General features: G+C 71.9%; 16 protein-coding genes and 1 pseudogene. 16 read left to right on the plus strand and 1 reads right to left on the minus strand.

Annotated elements, in window-relative coordinates:
- The first annotated feature begins 1 nt into the window (after position 1).
- On the plus strand, positions 2 to 760 hold the full coding sequence (gene dapB, locus AB0M46_RS43385) for a 4-hydroxy-tetrahydrodipicolinate reductase (RefSeq protein ID WP_363346012.1): 759 nt from the start codon (positions 2 to 4) through the stop codon (positions 758 to 760).
- A gap of 58 nt (positions 761 to 818) precedes the next feature.
- On the opposite strand, the gene AB0M46_RS43390 is transcribed toward dapB, so the two are convergent.
- Entirely contained in the window at positions 819 to 1,451 is a 633-nt protein-coding gene (locus tag AB0M46_RS43390) for a GNAT family N-acetyltransferase (protein ID WP_363346014.1), read from the minus strand.
- Positions 1,452 to 1,606: 155 nt separating this feature from the next.
- Between AB0M46_RS43390 and AB0M46_RS43395 the strand changes: the two genes are divergently transcribed.
- From AB0M46_RS43395 to AB0M46_RS43465, 15 genes and pseudogenes are all read left to right on the plus strand, one after another.
- Positions 1,607 to 2,995 (plus strand): glycosyltransferase 87 family protein, encoded by a 1,389-nt coding sequence (locus AB0M46_RS43395; protein WP_363346016.1) that lies wholly within the window; start codon positions 1,607 to 1,609, stop codon positions 2,993 to 2,995.
- 82 nt (positions 2,996 to 3,077) lie between these two features.
- A complete protein-coding gene (locus AB0M46_RS43400; RefSeq protein WP_363346018.1) occupies positions 3,078 to 4,289 on the plus strand; it encodes a crosslink repair DNA glycosylase YcaQ family protein in 1,212 nt (403 codons plus the stop codon).
- A gap of 50 nt (positions 4,290 to 4,339) precedes the next feature.
- Positions 4,340 to 4,888, plus strand: coding sequence for a DUF2752 domain-containing protein (locus tag AB0M46_RS43405; protein WP_363346020.1), 549 nt, complete (start codon positions 4,340 to 4,342; stop codon positions 4,886 to 4,888).
- Positions 4,889 to 4,906: 18 nt separating this feature from the next.
- The gene (gene thyX, locus AB0M46_RS43410; RefSeq protein WP_363346022.1) at positions 4,907 to 5,644 is read left to right on the plus strand and encodes an FAD-dependent thymidylate synthase; all 738 of its coding nucleotides are present in this window, start codon (positions 4,907 to 4,909) and stop codon (positions 5,642 to 5,644) included.
- Between the two features lie 36 nt (positions 5,645 to 5,680).
- Positions 5,681 to 6,634 carry a 4-hydroxy-tetrahydrodipicolinate synthase gene (gene dapA / locus AB0M46_RS43415; protein WP_363346024.1) on the plus strand — a complete coding sequence of 318 codons (954 nt, stop codon included), beginning with the start codon at positions 5,681 to 5,683 and terminating at the stop codon, positions 6,632 to 6,634.
- A complete protein-coding gene (locus AB0M46_RS43420) occupies positions 6,631 to 8,319 on the plus strand; it encodes a ribonuclease J (RefSeq protein ID WP_363346026.1) in 1,689 nt (562 codons plus the stop codon). Before dapA ends, AB0M46_RS43420 begins: the two co-directional genes overlap by 4 nt.
- Before the next feature lies 1 nt (position 8,320).
- Positions 8,321 to 8,710, plus strand: coding sequence for a DUF2784 domain-containing protein (locus AB0M46_RS43425; RefSeq protein WP_363346028.1), 390 nt, complete (start codon positions 8,321 to 8,323; stop codon positions 8,708 to 8,710).
- Positions 8,711 to 8,712: 2 nt separating this feature from the next.
- Positions 8,713 to 11,376, plus strand: coding sequence for a DNA translocase FtsK 4TM domain-containing protein (locus AB0M46_RS43430; RefSeq protein WP_363346030.1), 2,664 nt, complete (start codon positions 8,713 to 8,715; stop codon positions 11,374 to 11,376).
- Between the two features lie 65 nt (positions 11,377 to 11,441).
- The gene (locus AB0M46_RS43435) at positions 11,442 to 12,083 is read left to right on the plus strand and encodes a helix-turn-helix domain-containing protein (RefSeq protein ID WP_363346032.1); all 642 of its coding nucleotides are present in this window, start codon (positions 11,442 to 11,444) and stop codon (positions 12,081 to 12,083) included.
- Between the two features lie 9 nt (positions 12,084 to 12,092).
- On the plus strand, positions 12,093 to 12,536 hold the full coding sequence (locus AB0M46_RS43440) for a DUF3291 domain-containing protein (protein WP_363346034.1): 444 nt from the start codon (positions 12,093 to 12,095) through the stop codon (positions 12,534 to 12,536).
- 38 nt (positions 12,537 to 12,574) lie between these two features.
- Positions 12,575 to 14,017, plus strand: coding sequence for a 30S ribosomal protein S12 methylthiotransferase RimO (rimO, locus tag AB0M46_RS43445; protein ID WP_363346036.1), 1,443 nt, complete (start codon positions 12,575 to 12,577; stop codon positions 14,015 to 14,017).
- Positions 14,014 to 14,574: pseudogene (gene pgsA, locus AB0M46_RS43450) on the plus strand (CDP-diacylglycerol--glycerol-3-phosphate 3-phosphatidyltransferase); the annotation flags it as partial. The gene rimO and the pseudogene pgsA, both read left to right, overlap by 4 nt.
- Positions 14,575 to 15,218: 644 nt before the next feature.
- Complete coding sequence (locus AB0M46_RS43455; RefSeq protein ID WP_363346038.1) at positions 15,219 to 15,713, plus strand: CinA family protein; 495 nt, start codon at positions 15,219 to 15,221, stop codon at positions 15,711 to 15,713.
- Between the two features lie 96 nt (positions 15,714 to 15,809).
- The gene (locus tag AB0M46_RS43460) at positions 15,810 to 16,352 is read left to right on the plus strand and encodes a helix-turn-helix transcriptional regulator (RefSeq protein WP_363346040.1); all 543 of its coding nucleotides are present in this window, start codon (positions 15,810 to 15,812) and stop codon (positions 16,350 to 16,352) included.
- A gap of 442 nt (positions 16,353 to 16,794) precedes the next feature.
- Positions 16,795 to 18,618, plus strand: a complete 1,824-nt coding sequence (locus AB0M46_RS43465; RefSeq protein WP_363346042.1) for a substrate-binding and VWA domain-containing protein — start codon at positions 16,795 to 16,797, stop codon at positions 18,616 to 18,618.
- Positions 18,619 to 18,733 lie beyond the last annotated feature (115 nt).

The following is an 18,733-nucleotide window of genomic DNA, read 5'->3' on the forward strand; positions in this document are numbered from 1 at the left end:
CGTGACCGAAGTTGTGGAGCCGATCCGGGTCGGCGTGCTGGGCGCGCGCGGCCGCATGGGCACCGAGGTGTGCCGCGCCGTCAACGAGAGCGACGACATGGAGCTCGTCGCGATGATCGACGACGGCGACCTGCTGGCCCGGGCGGCCGACGCGGGCGCACACGTCGTCGTGGACTTCACCACGCCCGACATGGTGATGGACAACGTGCGCTGGTGCATCGACCAGGGCATCCACGCCGTCGTCGGCACCTCCGGGTTCACGGCCGCCCGGATCGAGGAGGTCCGCGGCTGGCTGGACGGCAAGCCGGGCGTCGGGGTGGTCATCGCCCCGAACTTCGCGATCGGCGCGGTCCTCATGATGGAGTTCGCCGAGCGCGCGGCCCGCTACTTCGAGTCGGTCGAGATCGTCGAGATGCACCACCCGAAGAAGATCGACGCCCCCAGCGGCACGGCGCTGCGCACCGCGCAGGTGATCGCCGAGGCCCGGGCGGCGGCCGGTCTCGGCCCGGTGCCGGACGCCACCAAGGAGGAGATGGCCGGCGCTCGGGGAGCCGACGTGGCGGGGGTGCGGGTGCACGCGCTGCGGGCCACCGGCCTCGTCGCCCATCAGGAAGTGCTCTTCGGCACCACGGGGGAGACCCTCACCCTGCGCCACGACTCCCTCGACCGGACGTCGTTCATGCCGGGCGTACTGCTGGCAGTGCGCAGCGTGATCCGGCGCCCCGGGCTGACCGTGGGCCTCGGCACCCTGCTCGGCTGAGCCCCTGCGGGCGTCTCACATTGCGGGAGATGCTCGCAAAAATTCGGCGGCAGGAGCGTCACGCGCCGGTAACGGGAACCTCGGAGTCCGGTTCGAGCGAGACGTGCCAGCGGACCTGCGGAATCAGCATGTCGTCGACGTCGAGTGACCGGCGGGTCCCGTCGGGGGCCCAACCGGCGCTCTCCAGAAATCGACGCGTAACACGGTCGTCAGCGAACGTCCATGCAAGCGCTGTCGTGAATCCGTCAGAACGCCACAAATCCACACTTGCCGCCAGCAGGCGACTGCCGTGCCCGCGGCGGCCCCACCGGGGCTCGACCAGCAGGTCAGTGATCGCGGCGGTGGCCTCGAATGCCTTGTCAAGGGCCGTGTGATCTTCGTCTGGAGCGAGGGCGGTGTCGTCTGCTGGACCTGACGCTGCGAACCCCACCACGTATGCTGAGTCGGGTTCGGCGTCCGGGGCCGAACCCGGCGCATCGACCTGTTCGACCGCCACGAGGACCCGGTGTGCCGGACTCGGCGGCTGCGCGATTGCTTCCCGCCACTGGCGGGTAATCCATTCCTCGTCCAACCGGTCGAGGACGTGCCGCGGCAGCAGCCGTCGGTAGGCGACCCGCCAGGTCGTGAGTTGGATGCGCGCGATCTCGACGACGTCGTCGAGCCGCGCCGGACGGACGAACCCGAGCGTCATGAAGCAGCAGCCTACGGATTTTGTGTGAAGCACAACGCGGCGGGGTAGCGCCCGCACGTCACAGTTGGCCCGCGGGACCGTTGAGTCTTGCAGGCAGAACACCGGCAGCACGAGGCAACCCGCAGCAGCAGCGAGCGACTGGGAGGGCAGAACAGGTGGCGCAGCGAGGACGGATCGCCGAGTCGACGGCCGTCCGGCCCAAGCCGCGGCCCGCGGTCAGGAAGACGCTCACCGTGGCGGGCCTGTGGCTCGTCGTGGGAGGGTTCCTGGCGGTGGCGGCGGCGCACAACGGGTTCTTCGACCTCAAGGTCTACTACGGGGCGATGCACTACTGGATCGACCGCGGCGGCGACATCTACGACTACCTGACGCCCGGCACGCAGTACGGCTTCACCTACCCGCCGTTCGCGGCGGCGCTGATGTCGCCCATGGTGCTCATCGGCTGGAACGCCGCGATCGTCGTCAGCGTCGCCATGAACGTCCTGGCCATGCTGGCCATCCTCACCTGGCTGCTCAAGCCGGTGTTCCAGCGCCAGGGCTGGTCGTTCTGGTACGCGATGGGCATCGCCGGGGCGCTGGCCGCCGCGTTCGAGCCGATCCGCGAGACGGTGAACTTCGGCCAGGTCAACATCCTGCTGCTGTTCCTCGTCGTCGGCGACCTGCTGGTGCTGGTCCGCAACGGCAACCGCCTCGGCGGCATCGGCATCGGCCTGGCCACCGCGATCAAGCTCACCCCGGGCGTGTTCATCCTCTACCTGCTCATCACCAAGCGCTGGCGCGCCGCTGCCGTCTCGGCCGCGACCGCCACGGCCGCGACCTGGGCCGCCGCCACCTTCGCGCCGGACGCCTCGCGGGTCTTCTGGACCGACGCGATGTGGAACACCGACCGGGTGGGCTCGCCGACGTTCGTGTCCAACCAGGCCCTCACCGGGCTCGTCGGGCGGCTGTTCAACCCCGACCCGATGAAGCCGCTGTGGGCGCTGCTGGTGCTCATCACCCTTGCCGTCTGGTACTGGCGGTCCCGCCGCGCGATCAAGGCCCGCGACGAGGTCGCCGGCCTCGCGCTCACCGGCCTCGTCGGCTGCATGGTCAGCCCGATCACGTGGATCCACCACCTGGTGTGGGTGCTGCCCTCGATCGTGGTGCTGTTCGACTACGCCACCGACCGCTCGCTCGACCCGCGCCGCAAGCGCAACCTGGCGATCGCGTTCGGCTTCTCGTTCGCGCTGCTGTGCAGCCGCACCCCGTGGGCCTTCCACGCCAAGTTCGACGGGCTGGGCCTGATCGGCAGCAACGCCTACATCCTGCTCATGATCGGCCTGCTGTTCGGCCTGCCGATCCGCGAGCCGGCCGCAGCCGGTGCCGCCCAGCGGCCCTCGGAGGACCCCGGCCGCTCCAGTGGCCCGGCCGTCGAGGACGTGCCGGACCTCGTCGAGATCGACCGCAAGGTCACCGCGGCCTTCGACGCGAAGGACGTCGACGGCACCGTGCGCAGCGTCGCCGGGCCGGGCGGGCGACCGTCGCGCCCGCTCGTCGAAGCCTAGTCCGCGAAGCCGTACCGGACGGCGGCCCCCGCTCGGGGCCGCCGTCCGGTTTTTTGTCGTACCCCCGCGTTAGCCTCCATGCGTGACCGAGTACCTGACGCTCACGCAGGCCCGGCGGGTCGCCCTGGCCGCGCAGGGCTTCACCGACCGGGCCCCGGCGGGCGAGCCCGAGCGCCGGCATGTGCGGCGGGTCCTGGAGCGCACCGGCCTGCTCCAGATCGACTCCGTCAACGTCGTGCAGCGGGCGCATTACCTGCCCGCCTACAGCAGGCTCGGCCCCTACGACCCGGCGCTGCTGGACCGGCTGGCCTACCGGCGGCCGCGGGAGCTGTTCGAATACTGGGCGCACGAGGCCTCGCTCGTGCCCGTCCGGCTGCAGCCGATGCTGCGCTGGCGGATGGCCTCCGGCGAGGCCTGGGGGCGGATGGTCCGCATCGCCCGGGAGCAGCCAGACCTGGTGCGCTGGGTGCTCGAGGAGATCCGGGCCAAGGGGCCGATGAGCGCGGCCGAGGTCGAGGGCGACCTGGTCCAGCCCCGGCGCAAGGAGCACTGGGGGTGGAACTGGTCGGACACCAAGACCGCCATCGAGTGGCTCTTCTACAGCGGCGAGGTGAGCGTGGCGCGGCGCAACTCCTCCTTCGCCAGGGTCTACGACATCCCGGAGCGGATCCTTCCGGCCGAGGTGGTCGGCGCGCCCACGCCCGCGCCGGCCGACGCGTTCCGGGAGCTGGTGCGGGTGGCCGCCCGCGGGCTCGGGGTGGCGGCCGAGGCGGAGCTGCGCGACTACTTCCGGCTGCCCCTCGCCGGCGCCCGCCAGGCGATCGCCGAGCTGGTGGAGGCGGGGGAGCTGGTCCCGGTCGAGGTGCAGGGCTGGACGGCGCGGGCCTACCTGCACCACGAGGCCCGGATCCCGCGCCGGATCGCGGCGGCGACGCTGGTCAGCCCGTTCGACCCGCTGATGTGGGAGCGGGCCCGGGTGCAGCGGCTGTTCGGGTTCAACTACCGGATCGAGATCTACGTGCCGCCGCTGCAGCGGTTGTACGGCTACTACGTGCTGCCGTTCCTGCTCGGCGACCGGCTCGTGGCGCGGCTGGACCTCAAGGCGGACCGCAGGGCGGGGGTGCTGCAGGTGCCGGCGGCGTGGATCGAGCCCGGCCTGAAGTCGTCGCCGGGGGAGGTGGCGGAGGCGCTGGCGGCCGAGCTGCGGCGGTTCGCGGGCTGGCTGGGGCTGTCCGGGGTCGAGCTGCCGGTGCGCGGGGACTTCGCCGAGCCGCTGGCCAAGGCCCTTGCCTGAGCAGTTTCTGACAGGAGGCCAAGAGGCGGGGGCGGTGTAGCGTAATGAGTGTGACGTCACCGTTGACCGGGGTGGAAGCCGTCGAGGCGGAGGGTGCGGCGGTGCAGCATGCCGCGATGGCGCCGCCGGTGTACCAGTACTACCAGTATCCGGCCCGCCAGCCCGGGCGGTTCGCGCGGCTCGCGGCGCGGCTGCCGCGGTGGGCGGCACCGGCCGGGGTGGCCGCGCTGATCTCCGGCGGGGTGGCGTACACGCTGCTCATGAAGCCCACGTCCGCCGGGGCCTCCGACCAGCCGACCTGCATCGTGAAGCTGCTCACCGGGTTCGACTGCCCCGGGTGCGGCGGGACGCGGGCATCCTGGTATCTGCTGCACGGGGACATCCCCGCGGCGGCGCACCACCACGCGCCGCTCGTGTTCGCGGCGCCGTTCCTGGCGTATCTCTACGTGGCCTGGACGGTGAACCGCCTCAACCTGCCGTTCAAGCTCCCCATGCTGCGCATCTCCAATGGGGCGCTGATCGGCTTCCTGGTGGCGTGGCTCGCGTTCAGTGTGTTGCGCAACCTACCGTGGGCACCGTTCACCTACTTCTTCGTGTAGCGGCTGTAGGCTCAGCGGATGCTCTCCGTCAAAGCCATCGCCTGGACCCACTTCGAGCCGCCCGCCGACGTTGCGTGGTCGACCGATGCGGACGGCGGGGAGGCGCTTGCCGAGTTCGCGGGGCGGGCGTGTTACCAGTCGTGGAGCAAGCCGAACCCGGCCACGGCCACGAACGCGGGGTACCTCAGGCACATCCTCGAGGTCGGGCACCTCTCCGTGCTCGAGCACGGGACGGTCACGTTCTACATGACCGGGGTGTCGCGCTCGTTCACGCACGAGCTCGTGCGGCACCGGCACTTCTCCTACTCGCAGCTGTCGCAGCGGTACGTGCCCGGGCGGGATGCGGCGATGGTCGAGCCGGCCGTGATCGCCGAGGACCCGGCGCTGCACAAGACGTTCGTCGAGGCGAGCGAGGCGGCGCTGAAGGCGTACAACGAGCTGCTCGAGGGGCTCGAGGCCAAGTTCGCCGACGTGGCCAGCCCCACCCTGCGGCGCAAGCAGGCGCGGCAGGCGGCGCGGGCGGTGCTGCCGAACGCGGCCGAGACGCGGATCGTGGTGACCGGGAACTACCGGGCCTGGCGGCACTTCGTGACCATGCGCGCGAGCGAGGGGGCCGACGTGGAGATCCGCGAGGTGGCCGTGGCCTGCCTGCGGGAACTGCAGCGCATCGCGCCCAGCGTGTTCGGGGATTTCGCCATCTCGACGCTGGAGGACGGCAGCGAGGTGGCGACCGCGCAGTACACCTGGGAATCTTGAAAAATGCGTCCCCGAGCCTTCCGCTAAGTTGTGCGTATGACACGCACCGGCTCCGTCCCCGGCCGGCCCTTCGGCCGGCTGCTCAGCGCGATGGTCACGCCGTTCGGGCCTGACGGTTCGCTCGACGTCGACGGCGCCGCCCGACTCGCCACCTATCTGGTGGACGAGCAGGAGCACGACGGCCTGGTGATCAACGGCACCACCGGCGAGTCGGCCACCACCAGCGACGCGGAGAAGGACCGGGTGCTCCGCGCCGTCGTGGAGGCCGTCGGCGACCGGGCCACCGTGATCGCCGGCGTCGGCACCAACGACACCGCACACACCGTCGAGCTCGCCCGGGGCGCTGAGAAGGCCGGCGCCGACGGGCTGCTCGTGGTGACGCCGTACTACAACAAGCCGCCCCAGGCTGGCCTGCTGCAGCACTTCCGGACCGTCGCCGACGCCTCCGGGCTGCCCGTGATGGTCTACGACATCCCGGGCCGGTCCGGCGTGGCGATCGAGACCGAGACGATGTGCCGGCTCGGCGAGCACGAGCGGATCGTCGCCGTGAAGGACGCCAAGGGCGACCTCGGGGAGAGCGCCTGGGTGATCAAGCGCACCAACCTGGCGTACTACTCGGGCGAGGACAAGCTGACGCTGCCCCTGGTCTGCGTGGGCGCCGTCGGCGTGGTGGGCGTGCCCACGCACGTCTTCGGGCCGCAGACCAAGGCGATGATCCTCGCGCACGAGCAGGGCAACGTTGCCCGGGCCCGTGAGCTGCACCTGCAACTGTTGCCGGCGTTCTGCGGGTTCTTCCGCACCCAGGGTGTCATCCTGACCAAGGCCGCCCTGACGCTGCTCGGCCTGCCGGCCGGTCCGGTCCGTCCGCCGCTGGTGTCGGCGAACGCGGCGGAACTCGGCCGGTTGCGGGAAGATTGCGCAGAGGCGGGCCGCATCATCGGCTCCGCCGACCAGATGGCGCACCACAACGAACTCGGAGTGGCCCTATGACGGTGGCGCACGTCGACCTCGATCCGCCGCCCCCTCCGGGGCCCAACACCCTGCGGGTGACCCCGCTGGGCGGGCTCGGCGCGATCGGCCGCAACATGACGCTGCTGGAGTTCGGCGGCAAGCTGCTCATCATCGACTGCGGCGTGCTGTTCCCGGACGTCGAGCAGCCCGGCGTCGACCTCATCCTGCCGGACTTTTCCTCGATCCTCGACCGGCTGGGCGAGGTGCAGGCGATCGTGCTCACCCACGGGCACGAGGACCACATCGGCGCGGTGCCGTACCTGCTGGCCCACAAGCCGGACATCCCGCTGGTCGGGTCGAAGTTCACCCTCGCCCTGGTCGAGGCGAAGCTTGCCGAGCGGCGCATCGAGCCCTACTCGCTCACCGTCCGCGAGGGCCAGGTCGAGCGGCTCGGGCCCTTCGAGTGCGAGTTCTTCGCGGTGAACCACTCGATCCCGGACGCGCTCGCGGTCGCGGTCACCACCACGGCCGGCACGCTGCTGCACACCGGCGACTTCAAGATGGACCAGCTGCCGCTCGACGGGCGCATCACCGACCTGGCCGGCTTCGCCCGGCTGGGCGCCCGGGGCGTCGACCTGCTGCTGTCGGACTCGACCAACGCCGAGATCCCCGGGTTCGTCACCCCGGAGCGGGAGATCGGCCCGGTGCTGGGGGGCATCTTCGGCCGGGCCACCGGGCGGATCATCGTCGCCTCCTTCGCCTCCCATGTGCACCGCGTGCAGCAGGTCTTCGACGCCGCCCACGCGCACGGCCGCAAGGTCGCCCTCATCGGCCGCTCGATGGTGCGCAACATGGGCATCGCCCGCGACCTGGGGCTGCTGCGCATCCCGCACGGGCTGGTGGTGGCCATCGACGAGGCGATGAGCCTGCCGCCCGAGCGGGTCGTGCTCATGTCGACCGGCTCCCAGGGCGAGCCGATGAGCGCCCTGGGCCGCATGGCCAACGGCGACCACCGGCACATCGTCATCGGCGAGGGCGACACGATCGTGCTGGCCTCGTCGCTGGTGCCGGGCAACGAGACCGCGGTCTACCGGGTGATCAACCAGCTCTCCCGGGCCGGCGCGATCGTGGTGCACAAGGACGTGGCCAAGGTCCACGTCTCCGGGCACTCCCCGGCCGGCGAGCTGCTGTACCTGCTCAACGTGGTCAAGCCGCGCAACTTCATGCCGGTGCACGGCGAGTGGCGGCACCTGCGGGCGCACGCCCAGCTGGCCCGGGAGGCCGGCGTGCCCGACGAGAACGTGGTGCTCTGCGAGGACGGCGACGTCGTCGACCTCGTCAAGGGCCAGGCGCGCCTGGTCGGTCACATCCGGTCGCGGTACGTCTACGTCGACGGCCTGGCGATCGGGGACGTGGGCGAGTCGCTGCTCACCGAGCGGCGCATCCTGGGCGACGGAGGGTTCATCGCCGCGACCGTGGTCATCGACTCGGTCACCGGCAAGGTGGTGGCCGGCCCGACGGTGTCGGCCAAGGGCTTCTCCGACGACCCGGCGGTGTTCAACGCGGTGCTGCCGCTGGTCACCGACGCGCTGAACAAGGCCGCGACCGAGGGCATCACCGACCCGCACCAGCTGCAGCAGATCGTGCGGCGCACCGTCGGGCGGTGGGTCAACGAGGCCTACCGGCGCCGGCCGATGATCGTTCCGACAGTCGTCGAGGTGTGAGATGTACGCGGCGCTGGCGACCACGGTGCTGGCGCTGCACTTCTGTTTCCTGGCGTACGTCGTGCTCGGCGGGTTCCTCGTCTGGCGGTGGCCGCGGGCCTTCTGGCCCCATCTGGCCGCCGCCGCATGGGGGCTCGCCGTGGTCACGATCCCGCTGACCTGCCCCCTCACCGTGATCGAGCATTGGGCCCGGCGCCGGGCCGGGCAGTCGGTGAGCGACCGCGGCTTCGTCGACACCTACATCGAGAACGTCCTGTATCCGGAGCGCTACACCCACCTGCTGCAGGTCCTCGTGGGTGTGGTCGTCGCCGGCTCGTACGCGGTGGCGTTTGCGAAGTATCGCCACCGGCGTGCCGAACGTGAAATGTCGGAGCCCCCCGCTACGGTGTGACCATGGCGGGCCGCACCTCCCAGGCCGGCCGCGGCGGCGGCACGTCCAACGCGCGCGGCGGTTCGAACACGCGTGCGACCGCGCAGAAGCGGGCGGCACCCCGCTCGCGGGCCGCGGCCGCCACGCCGGCCAAGGCCACGACGGGCACCCGGACCAGGGCGAAGGCGACCCCGCGGGCCGCCACCCGGGTCGCGCCGGTGCGCCGCCGCCGCGGCGGGGCCGCCGTCGCCACGCCGCTGGGCCTGCTCGGCCGGGGCATGATCGCCGTCTGGATGGGCCTCGCGCACGGCGTCGGCTGGGGCGCCCGGGCCATCGGCCGGCAGGCCGCCAACGCCCGTGACCTCGACCCCGAGCACCGCCGCGACGGCGCCGGGCTGACCCTCATCGGCGCGGCCGTGCTGCTCACCGCCGCCCTGTGGTTCGAGGCCGCCGGGCCGGTCGGGCGCTGGCTGGCCGGGATCTGCCACACCTTCATCGGCACCGCCGCCACGATCCTGCCGGTCCTGCTGCTCGTCGGCGGCATCCGGGTGATGCGCGCCTCCGGCGACCCCGACGAGCGGCGCGGCCGCGGCTTCGTCGGCTGGGGCGCCGTCTTCCTCGCCGGCTGCGGCCTGCTGCACCTGGCCGCCGGCAGCCCGACGGTCCCGGAAAAGATGGACAGCGCCGGCGGCCTGCTCGGCCGGGGCGGCGGCGGGCTGCTGGAGATGGCCGTCACCGCCTGGGTGGCCGTGCCGCTGCTGCTCCTGCTGCTGATCTTCGGCTTCCTGGTGGTCACCTCCACGCCGATCGCCCACATCCCGCACCGCTGGCGCCAGCTGCGCGACCTCGCCCTCGGCCGGGTCGAGGACCCCACCCTCGCCGACGACGAGGACTACGAGGAGCTCTACGACGACGAGCCGGAGCCGGCCCCCGCGCGCCGCCCGGCCCGCCGCCGGCAGGGCGCCAAGACCGACGCCGACCAGGGCCCCCCGCCGCTGCCGCACCCGCTCGGCCTGGACCCCGGCGAGTTCGACGCGGCCGCCCCCGACCTCGAGCCCGGGCTGATCCACGACACCGTGGTCCTGCAGCGCGTGCCCGCGGCGGGGCGGCGCAAGGGCAGGAAGGCCGAGCCGGAGCCCGAGCCGGCCGACGGCCGGATCCCGCCGGAGCACGGGCCGCTGCCCACCAGGGCCGAGCAGCTCGCACTCACCGACGCCGACTACAAGCTGCCCCCGCCCACCCTGCTCGGCACCGGCGACGCCCCGCGCGGGCGCACCCGGGCCAACGACGAGGTCATGAACGCGTTGCAGGGCGTGTTCGAGCAGTTCGGGGTCGACGCGATCGTCACCGGCTTCACCCGGGGCCCGACGGTGACGCGGTACGAGGTGGAGATCGGCCACGGCGTCAAGGTCGAGCGGATCACCGCCCTGTCCAAGAACATCGCCTACGCGGTGAAGTCCGCCGACGTGCGCATCCAGAGCCCGATCCCGGGCAAGAGCGCGGTCGGCGTGGAGATCCCCAACACCGACCGGGAGAACGTGGCCCTCGGCGACGTCCTGCGCTCCCGGGTGGCCACCAGCGACCACCACCCGCTGATCGTCGCGCTGGGCAAGGACATCGAGGGCGGCTACGTCGTGGCCAACCTGGCCAAGATGCCGCACATCCTCATCGCGGGGGCCACCGGCGCCGGCAAGTCCTCCTGCCTCAACAGCCTGCTCGTCTCGCTGCTGACCCGGGCCACGCCCGACGAGGTGCGACTGCTGCTGGTCGACCCCAAGCGGGTCGAAATGACCAGCTACGAGGGCATCCCGCACCTCGTCACCCCGATCGTCACCAACCCGAAGAAGGCGGCCGACGCCCTCGACTGGGTGGTCGGCGAGATGGACATGCGCTACGACGACCTGGCCGCGGCCGGCGTCCGGCACATCGACGACTATAACCGCAAGGTCCGGGCCGGGCAGATCACCGCGCCGCCGGGCAGCGAGCGGGTGATCCGGCCGTATCCGTACCTGCTGGTCGTCGTCGACGAGCTGGCCGACCTCATGATGGTCGCCCCGCGCGACGTCGAGGACTCGGTCGTGCGCATCACGCAGCTGGCCCGCGCGGCCGGCATCCACCTGGTGCTGGCCACCCAGCGGCCCAGCGTCGACGTGGTCACCGGCCTGATCAAGGCCAACGTGCCGTCCCGGCTGGCGTTCGCCACCTCCAGCCTCGCCGACTCGCGGGTCATCCTCGACCAGCCCGGCGCGGAGAAGCTGATCGGCCGCGGCGACGCGCTGTTCCTGCCGATGGGCGCCTCGAAGCCGATCCGCATCCAGGGCGCCTGGGTCAGCGAGACCGAGATCAGCGACATCGTCAAGTTCTGCAAGGACCAGCGCGAGCCCGAGTTCCGCGAGGGCGTCACCCAGAAGCGCGACGAGGGCAAGAAGAAGATCGACGAGGAGATCGGCGACGACCTGGAGCTGCTGGTCCAGGCCATCGAGCTGGTCGTGACCAGCCAGTTCGGCTCGACGAGCATGCTGCAGCGCAAGCTGCGGGTCGGCTTCGCCAAGGCCGGGCGCCTCATGGACCTGATGGAGAGCCGCGGCATCGTCGGCCCGTCCGAGGGCTCCAAGGCCCGCGACGTCCTCATCAAGCCCGACGCCCTCGCCGAGGTCTTCGCCACCCTGAAGCCCGAGGACGACTGACCCGGCGGCGGCCCTGTCGATGGCGGCCCTGACGATCGCCGCGATGCTGCTGCGATAGTTGACCTGTGCAGGGGTTCGATGCGCTTTCCGTGCTGGCCGACCCGCGGCGGCGGGCCGTGTACGAGCACGTGGCCGCGGCCGGCGGGCCGGTGAGCCGCGATCAGGTGGCCGAGGCGCTCGAGATCGGGCGCAACCTCGCCGCGCACCACCTCGACAAGCTGGCCGGGGCCGGGCTGCTCGACGTGTCGTTCGCGCGGCTGGGCGGCAAGAGCGGGCCGGGGGCGGGGCGGCCCTCGAAGCTGTACGAGCGCTCGGCCGCCGAGCACGCCGTGAGCCTGCCGCCGCGCGGGTACCGGGTGCTGGCCGAGGTGCTCGCCGACGCGGTCGAGGAGGCGGGCGTGGAGCCGGCTCTGTACGCGGCCGCGCGCCGGCAGGGGGAGCGGCTGGCGCGCGAGGGGGCGCCGGTCGAGGAGACGCTGCGGGGGCTGGGGTACGAGCCCTACGCCGACGGCGGCGTGTGGCGGCTGCGCAACTGCCCGTTCGGCGGCGTGGCCCGCAACCATCCCGGTGCCGTGTGCGGGGCCAACCTCGAGCTGCTGAAGGCGGCTTTCGGCGGCGGGGTGCGGATCGATCCGGGGCCCGAGGGGTGCTGCGTGGTGGTGGATCGTGGCACATGCGGTACAAAAACCAATGGTTCTTTGTTTTAGACTGCCGGCATGACCGCTCATCTCGCGCAGCTCAACCTCGGCGTGCCCGTGGGACCTCGGGAGGACCCCCGGATGGCCGGGTTCTACGGCGAACTCGACCGGATCAACGCGATCGCCGACGGGTGGCCCGGCTTCGTCTGGCGGCTGGTCGACGACGAGGGGGCCGACGCGACGTCGCTGCGCCCCTACGGCGACGACACCATGGTGAACCTCTCCGTGTGGAAGGGTCTCGAATCACTCCGCGACTTCACGTTCCGCAGCGGCCACCTCGACGTCCTGCGACGGCGCCGGGAGTGGTTCCACCCGCTCGGCGAGGCTGCCACGGTCATCTGGTGGGTGCCAGAGGGCCACATCCCGACCGTCGGGGAGGCGGGGGAGCGGTTGGAGCTGCTGAGACGCGAAGGGCCCACGGCACGGGCATTCACCTTCCGGGATCCGTTCCCGGCGCCCTGAGGCCGAAATTGTCGGTGCCGGTCGGTACCCTCGACACCATGTCCACCAATGCTGACCGCCGCGTAGCCCTGCTCACCCTGGGCTGTGCCCGCAACGAGGTGGACTCCGAGGAACTGGCCGCCCGCCTCGCCGACGGCGGGTGGTCGGTGACGACCGACGGCACCGACGCCGATGTGGTGCTGGTCAACACGTGCGGCTTCGTGGCCAAGGCCAAGCAGGACTCGATCGACACCCTGCTGGCCGCGGCCGACACCGGCGCCAAGGTGGTCGCCACCGGCTGCCTCGCCGAGCGCTACGGCGAAGAGCTGGCCGGTGAGCTGCCCGAGGCCCATGCGGTGCTCGGCTTCGACCATTATCCGGACATGGCGGCCCGGCTCGACGCCATCCTGGCGGGCGAGACGATCCCGTCCCACGCCCCCCGCGACCGGCGCACGCTGCTGCCGATCACCCCGGTCGAGCGGCGCACCGCCACCGCGGTCGTCACCCCGGGCCATCTCCCGGCCCACCTGCAAGGGGTGCTGCGCCGCCGGCTCGACGACGGCCCCGTCGCCCCGCTCAAGCTGGCCAGCGGCTGTGACCGGCGGTGCACCTTCTGCGCGATCCCGTCCTTCCGCGGCGCCTTCGTCTCGCGTACCCCGGACGAGGTGCTCGCCGAGGCGGAGTGGCTCGGCGCCAACGGGGTGCGGGAGCTGGTCCTGGTCAGCGAGAACTCCACCTCATACGGCAAGGACCTGGGCGACCCGCGGCTGCTGGAGAAGCTCCTGCCCCAGCTGGCCGCCACCCCCGGCATCGTCCGGGTGCGCGTGTCCTACCTGCAGCCCGCCGAGACCCGCCCCGGCCTGATCGAGGCGATCGCCACCACGCCGGGCGTCGCGCCCTACTTCGACCTGTCCTTCCAGCATTCCAGCGAGCCGGTGCTGCGCCGGATGCGCCGCTTCGGCTCGACCGAGCGCTTCCTGGAGCTGCTCGCCGCCGCGCGCAAGCTCGACCCCGAGGCCGGCGCCCGCAGCAACGTGATCGTCGGCTTCCCGGGCGAGACCCGCGAGGACGTCGACGAGCTCGCCCGCTTCCTGACGGAGGCCCGTCTGGACGCGATCGGCGTCTTCGACTACAGCGACGAGGACGGCACCGAGGCGGCGAGCCTGCCGGACAAGGTCCCGGCGGGGACGATCAAGAAGCGGTACGACTGGATGAGCGCCCTCGCCGAGGAGCTCTGCGCCCAGCGCGCCGGCGACCGCATCGGCTCCCTGATCGACGTGCTGGTCGACACCGTCGAGCCCCACGCCGACGGCGTCGACGTCGAGGGCCGCGGCGCCCACCAGGCCCCGGAGGTCGACGGCTCCACCACCCTCGTGCCCGGCGCCGCCCTCGACCCGGCCACCCTGCGCCCCGGCGACCTCGTGCGCGCCAAGGTCACCGACAGCATCGGCGTCGACCTGGTCGCCACCCCGATCGAGCTGATCAGCCCGGCCTCGCCGTGACGCCCGCGAAGCCCGTCCCCCTGCTCAACGCGGCCAACGTCCTCACGGTCGCGCGGATGGTGCTTGTCCCGGTCTTCGTCGTCTGCGTGGTGGCCAGCCGGATGACGCACGACGGCTGGCAGCTCGCCGCCGGCCTGACCTTCGTGGTCGCCTCCGCCACCGACTACGTCGACGGCTGGGTCGCCCGCACCCACAACCTCATCACCTCCTTCGGCAAGGTCGCCGACCCGATCGCCGACAAGGCCCTCACCGGCGCCGCCCTCGTGCTGCTGTCCTTCTACGACAAGCTGCCCTGGTGGGTGACGGCCCTCATCCTGATCCGCGAGTGGGGCGTGACCGCCCTGCGCTTCTGGGTGATCCGCCACGGCGTGATCCCGGCGAGCCGCGGCGGCAAGGTGAAGACCGCCCTGCAGATCCTCGCCATCGGCTGGTACCTCACCCCCCTACCCCCCACCCTGGCCGCCGTCGGCCCGTGGATCATGGCCGCCGCCCTCATCGTGACGGTGGTCACTGGGCTGGACTATGTGGCGCGCGCCATTCGGATTCGGCGGGCGTCCTTAGCCGCTGGGGGCGCGGCGTACCCGGGACCGCCGGAGGCCACGGTCGCGGCTCCGCAGGCGGACGAGCCAGTCGCCTGATCCCTGGCGCGCCGCCGCGTGGTGTCTGGGGTGCCGCTTTGCGGCGCTTGCTTGCGAAGCGGTGTGCGACTCCGGCTCCGGCGTGCGCCCGCGCCCCGCGCCTCCGCCTCCGCGCCTCCGCGCCCGCGCCGCGCGCTTCCGGGCCCGCGCCGCGCCTCCGCCTCCACGCCCATGCCGCGCCCGCGCTCGGGTCGACCCGCGTCTGCTTAGCGCGCCCGTGCCTCCACCTGCCTGCGCGCCAGCGTTCGCGCGGCCGCAGCTTCGCGTTTGTGCTGGCGTGTCCTGTGTCCGCCTGGTTGCCGGCTCCGCGTTGGCTTCCGGTTCTGCCTGGCGGCCGGTCGCCGTTGACGTGTGCTGCCACGTCCGGATCGGACATATCTGACCTACTGGCCGTCGGTCATGCGCGACTTAGCGAGGGTCTGATCTGTGGTGATATGTGAGGTATAGCTATCGCCGTAGGGCGGGCAGATAGGTGGCGGTGGGCGTGGGAGGTCGAGCGAAAGCGGGCGAGTATGGGAGGTTGAGGAGCGGAGCCGGGTCGTGACGATCGTGGAGGGGGAGCGGTGAGCGAGCAGAGGGCGGGTGCGGTACTGGCGGCATTGCAGGAGCGCGGCGAGACGCTCGCCGTGGCCGAGTCGCTGACCGGAGGGTTGCTCGCGGCGGCCTTCGTCGAGGTGCCCGGGGCGAGCCGGGTGTTCCGGGGCGGCATCGTGGCGTACGCAACAGAGTTGAAGGCGCGGCTGCTCGGCGTACCGCCGCCGCTTCTCTCATCGCACGGACCCGTCGATCCCTCCGTGGCCGCCGCGCTCGCCGCCGGGGCCCGTGAACGGTGCGGCGCGGACTGGGCGGCGGCCACGACCGGGGTCGCCGGACCGGACCCACAAGCAGGTCAGCCGGTCGGCCGGGTCTACGTGGCGGTCGTCGGGCCGCCGCCGGCGCACGGGCAGCCGGAGCGGGTCGAGGTGCGGGAACTGACGCTGCCGGGCGACCGGGCGGCGGTGCGGGGCGGGGCGGTCGAGGCGGCCGTCGGGTTGCTCGCGGAGACCCTCGCCGTCTGATAACGGCGGGGCAGGGTGTCGATCGGCGCTGTACCAGGTACCGTGACGAGTACCAGTTTTCGCGGTCTTGCCAGCTGCGTCAGAGGGGGTGCCACCGTGCTGCTTCGTCGGGTGATCGGTGACGCGCTGCGAGCGCGACGGCAGGCCCAGCATCGGACGCTCCGCGAGGTCTCCACCGCGGCCAATGTGAGCCTTGGGTATCTGTCGGAGATCGAGCGCGGCCAGAAGGAGGCGTCCAGCGAGCTGCTGGCCGCGATCTGTGAGGCGTTGGGCGCGGCGCTGTCCGAGGTGCTGCGCGATGTGAGCGACACGCTCGCCCTGTCCGAGGACCTGGCGCCGGTGCTCGTGCCGGTCGGCGGGCGCGACCGCAAGCCGGACGACGGCTCGGCGGCCGAGGTCGTGCCGGCTGCGGCGTCCTCGCCCGCGGCTCCGGGGCAGGCGGAGCCCGTGCCGGCGGCGAGCGGCGGCCCGGCCGACGCGCCGCAGGCCCGGCTGGTGCAACGCGACGCGCCGAAGTCGAAGATCTCCCTCGACGCCAAGCTGTCGGTCGCGGTCCACCACACCGGGCCGCTCCGCACGACGCTGCGCGGCACCCGCGGTTCGTCCGACCGCCCGCGCGACGCCGTCCTCGTCGCCTGAGGCCACCTCTCGCAGATCCGCCGTCGGTCAGCAGCGGCTTCCCGGTCATCGAGGCCACCCGCTTGGGGCTTCGGCATGCCCCGGTGTGGGCGTAGCAGCCTGGCCGGGACTCGGGCTGTGCGCTGGCATGGGCGGGCCCGTGAAGGCAAGCACGCCGAGCGGCGGCGCGACGAAGTGATGATCGACAATGCCGGAATCGGATATTCCGCCCGTCAGGGTATAAATCCGATAAGTCGCGGCGCGCAGCGCCCGACTTATCGTGAACCAACGAGCGGTTCGCCCGCCCATATCGGATTTGCCAGGCGTCGGCGAACAATCCGGCAAGTCCCGAGCAGCCGCGATCAACCATGTGGCTTGATCGCGGTTCGACCCGACCTGACACACTGGTGCCGCGCCCGCAGGAGGCGCACCACGAACGCACCAGCGTGGAGGCGAGCGACACGTGAGTTACCCGGCCCCCAACCGGCGGCGCAACCCCCTGCCGATCATCATCGCCGCGGTCATCGGCGTGTTCGCGATCTGTGCGGTGTACCTCGTGCTGGCCAACCGGGGCGGCAAGAGCGACGACGGCAAGAACGGCTCGTCGCCGCGCCGCGAGGGGTGCATCGCGCTGAACATCAGCGCGTCCAGCGAAAAGGCCGCGCTGATGACGCAGCTCGCCAAGAGCTACATCGAGTCCGACCGGCGCTTCGACGGCAAGTGCGCCGACCCGGTCGTGCAGTCCAAGGCCTCCGGCGCGGCCCTCGACGCGCTCTCCACCGGGTGGGACGTGCAGCGCGACGGGCCGCAGCCGGCGGTCTGGACGCCCGCGTCGGCGTCCTGGGTGGCGCTGCTCAAGCAGCGGCTGGCCAGCACCGACAAGGGTGCCCTGGTGCCCGACGGCAAGCTGCCGATGGTCGTGCAGTCGCCGGTGGTGCTCGCCATGCCCAAGCCGATGGCCGAGGCGCTGGGCTGGCCCGACAAGCCCATCGGCTGGGACGACGTGCTCGGCCTGACCAACGACCCGAACGGCTGGGGCGCCAAGGGCCACCCCGAGTGGGGCCGGTTCAAGCTCGGCAAGACCAACCCGCACTTCTCCACGTCGGGGCTGAACGCGACCGTGGGCGCCTACTTCGCCGCCACCGGGCGCTCGACCGACCTCACCGAGAAGGATCTCGCGGACCCGAAGGTCCTGCAGTACGTCAAGGCGGTCGAGTCCGCCGTCGTGCACTACGGGGACATCTCGCTGACGTTCCTGTCCAACCTCCTGGCGGCCGACCAGGCCGGGCGGGGGCTGAACTACATCAGCGCCGTCGCGCTGGAGGAGAAGTCGGTGTACGACTACAACACCGGCAATCCGACGGGCGACCCGGCGCTGGCCGGCAAGGGACCCAAGCCGCGCGTGCCGCTCGTCGCCATCTACCCCAAAGAGGGCACCCTGCTGAGTGACCACCCGTACGTGGTGCTCAGCAACGCCAGCGACGAGCAGAAGGCCGCAGCCGCCGACTTCCTCGCCTACGTGCGCGACGCGCCGCAGCAGAAGCGCTTCACCGACCTCGCCTTCCGCACGTACGAGGGCAAGCCCGGCGCCGGGCTGACGCGGGAGAACGGGATGTCGCCGGACGCGAAGTTCACGATCATCGACCCGCCCTCGCCGAAGGTCATGGAGAAGGCGCTGGCCACGTGGGACGCGCAGCGTAAGCGGGCCAAGGTGCTGCTGGTGCTCGACGTCTCGGGCTCGATGAACAATGACGCCGGCAACGGGCACTCCCGCATGGACCTGGCCAAGCAGGCGGCGCTGCAGGCGCTCAAGCTGTTCGCCCCGGACGACGAGGTCGGGCTCTGGACCTTCTCGACCGAGGTCGGCGGGGCGAGCACGCCGTACACCGAGCAGGTCCCCGTCGGCGGGTTGAACACCAACCGGGCGAAGCTGGAGAAGGTGATCCAGTCGCTGAGCGCGGAGGGCGGCACGGCGCTGTACGCCACCACCAGGGCCGCGCAGACCAAGATGGCGTCGATGGCCGACCCCGGCCGGATCAACGCGGTGGTGGTCCTCACGGACGGCAAGAACGAGTACCCGAAGGACAGCGACCTCAACGCCCTCGTCCGTGACGTGGACACCTCCGACAAGGAGATCCCGGTCCGGGTCTTCACGATTGCGTACGGCGGGCAGGCCGACCTCGCGACGCTCCAGAAGATCTCGGCGGCGTCCCGGGCGGCGGCGTACGACGCGAGCGACCCGACGACCATCGACAAGGTGCTCGTCAACGTCCTGAGCAACTTCTGATTCGACGGGATGAGAACGCAGATCTGGCGTCCGCGCAGCGGCACGGCGTCGGCGCCGCGGTTGTGCTGATCGGCGCCGATCTGCTCGACGTTGCCCTGCTCGGCGCCGACCGGTC

Source organism: Dactylosporangium sp. NPDC051485, assembly GCF_040682015.1.
In the GTDB taxonomy this organism is placed as follows: Bacteria; Actinomycetota; Actinomycetes; order Mycobacteriales; family Micromonosporaceae; genus Dactylosporangium.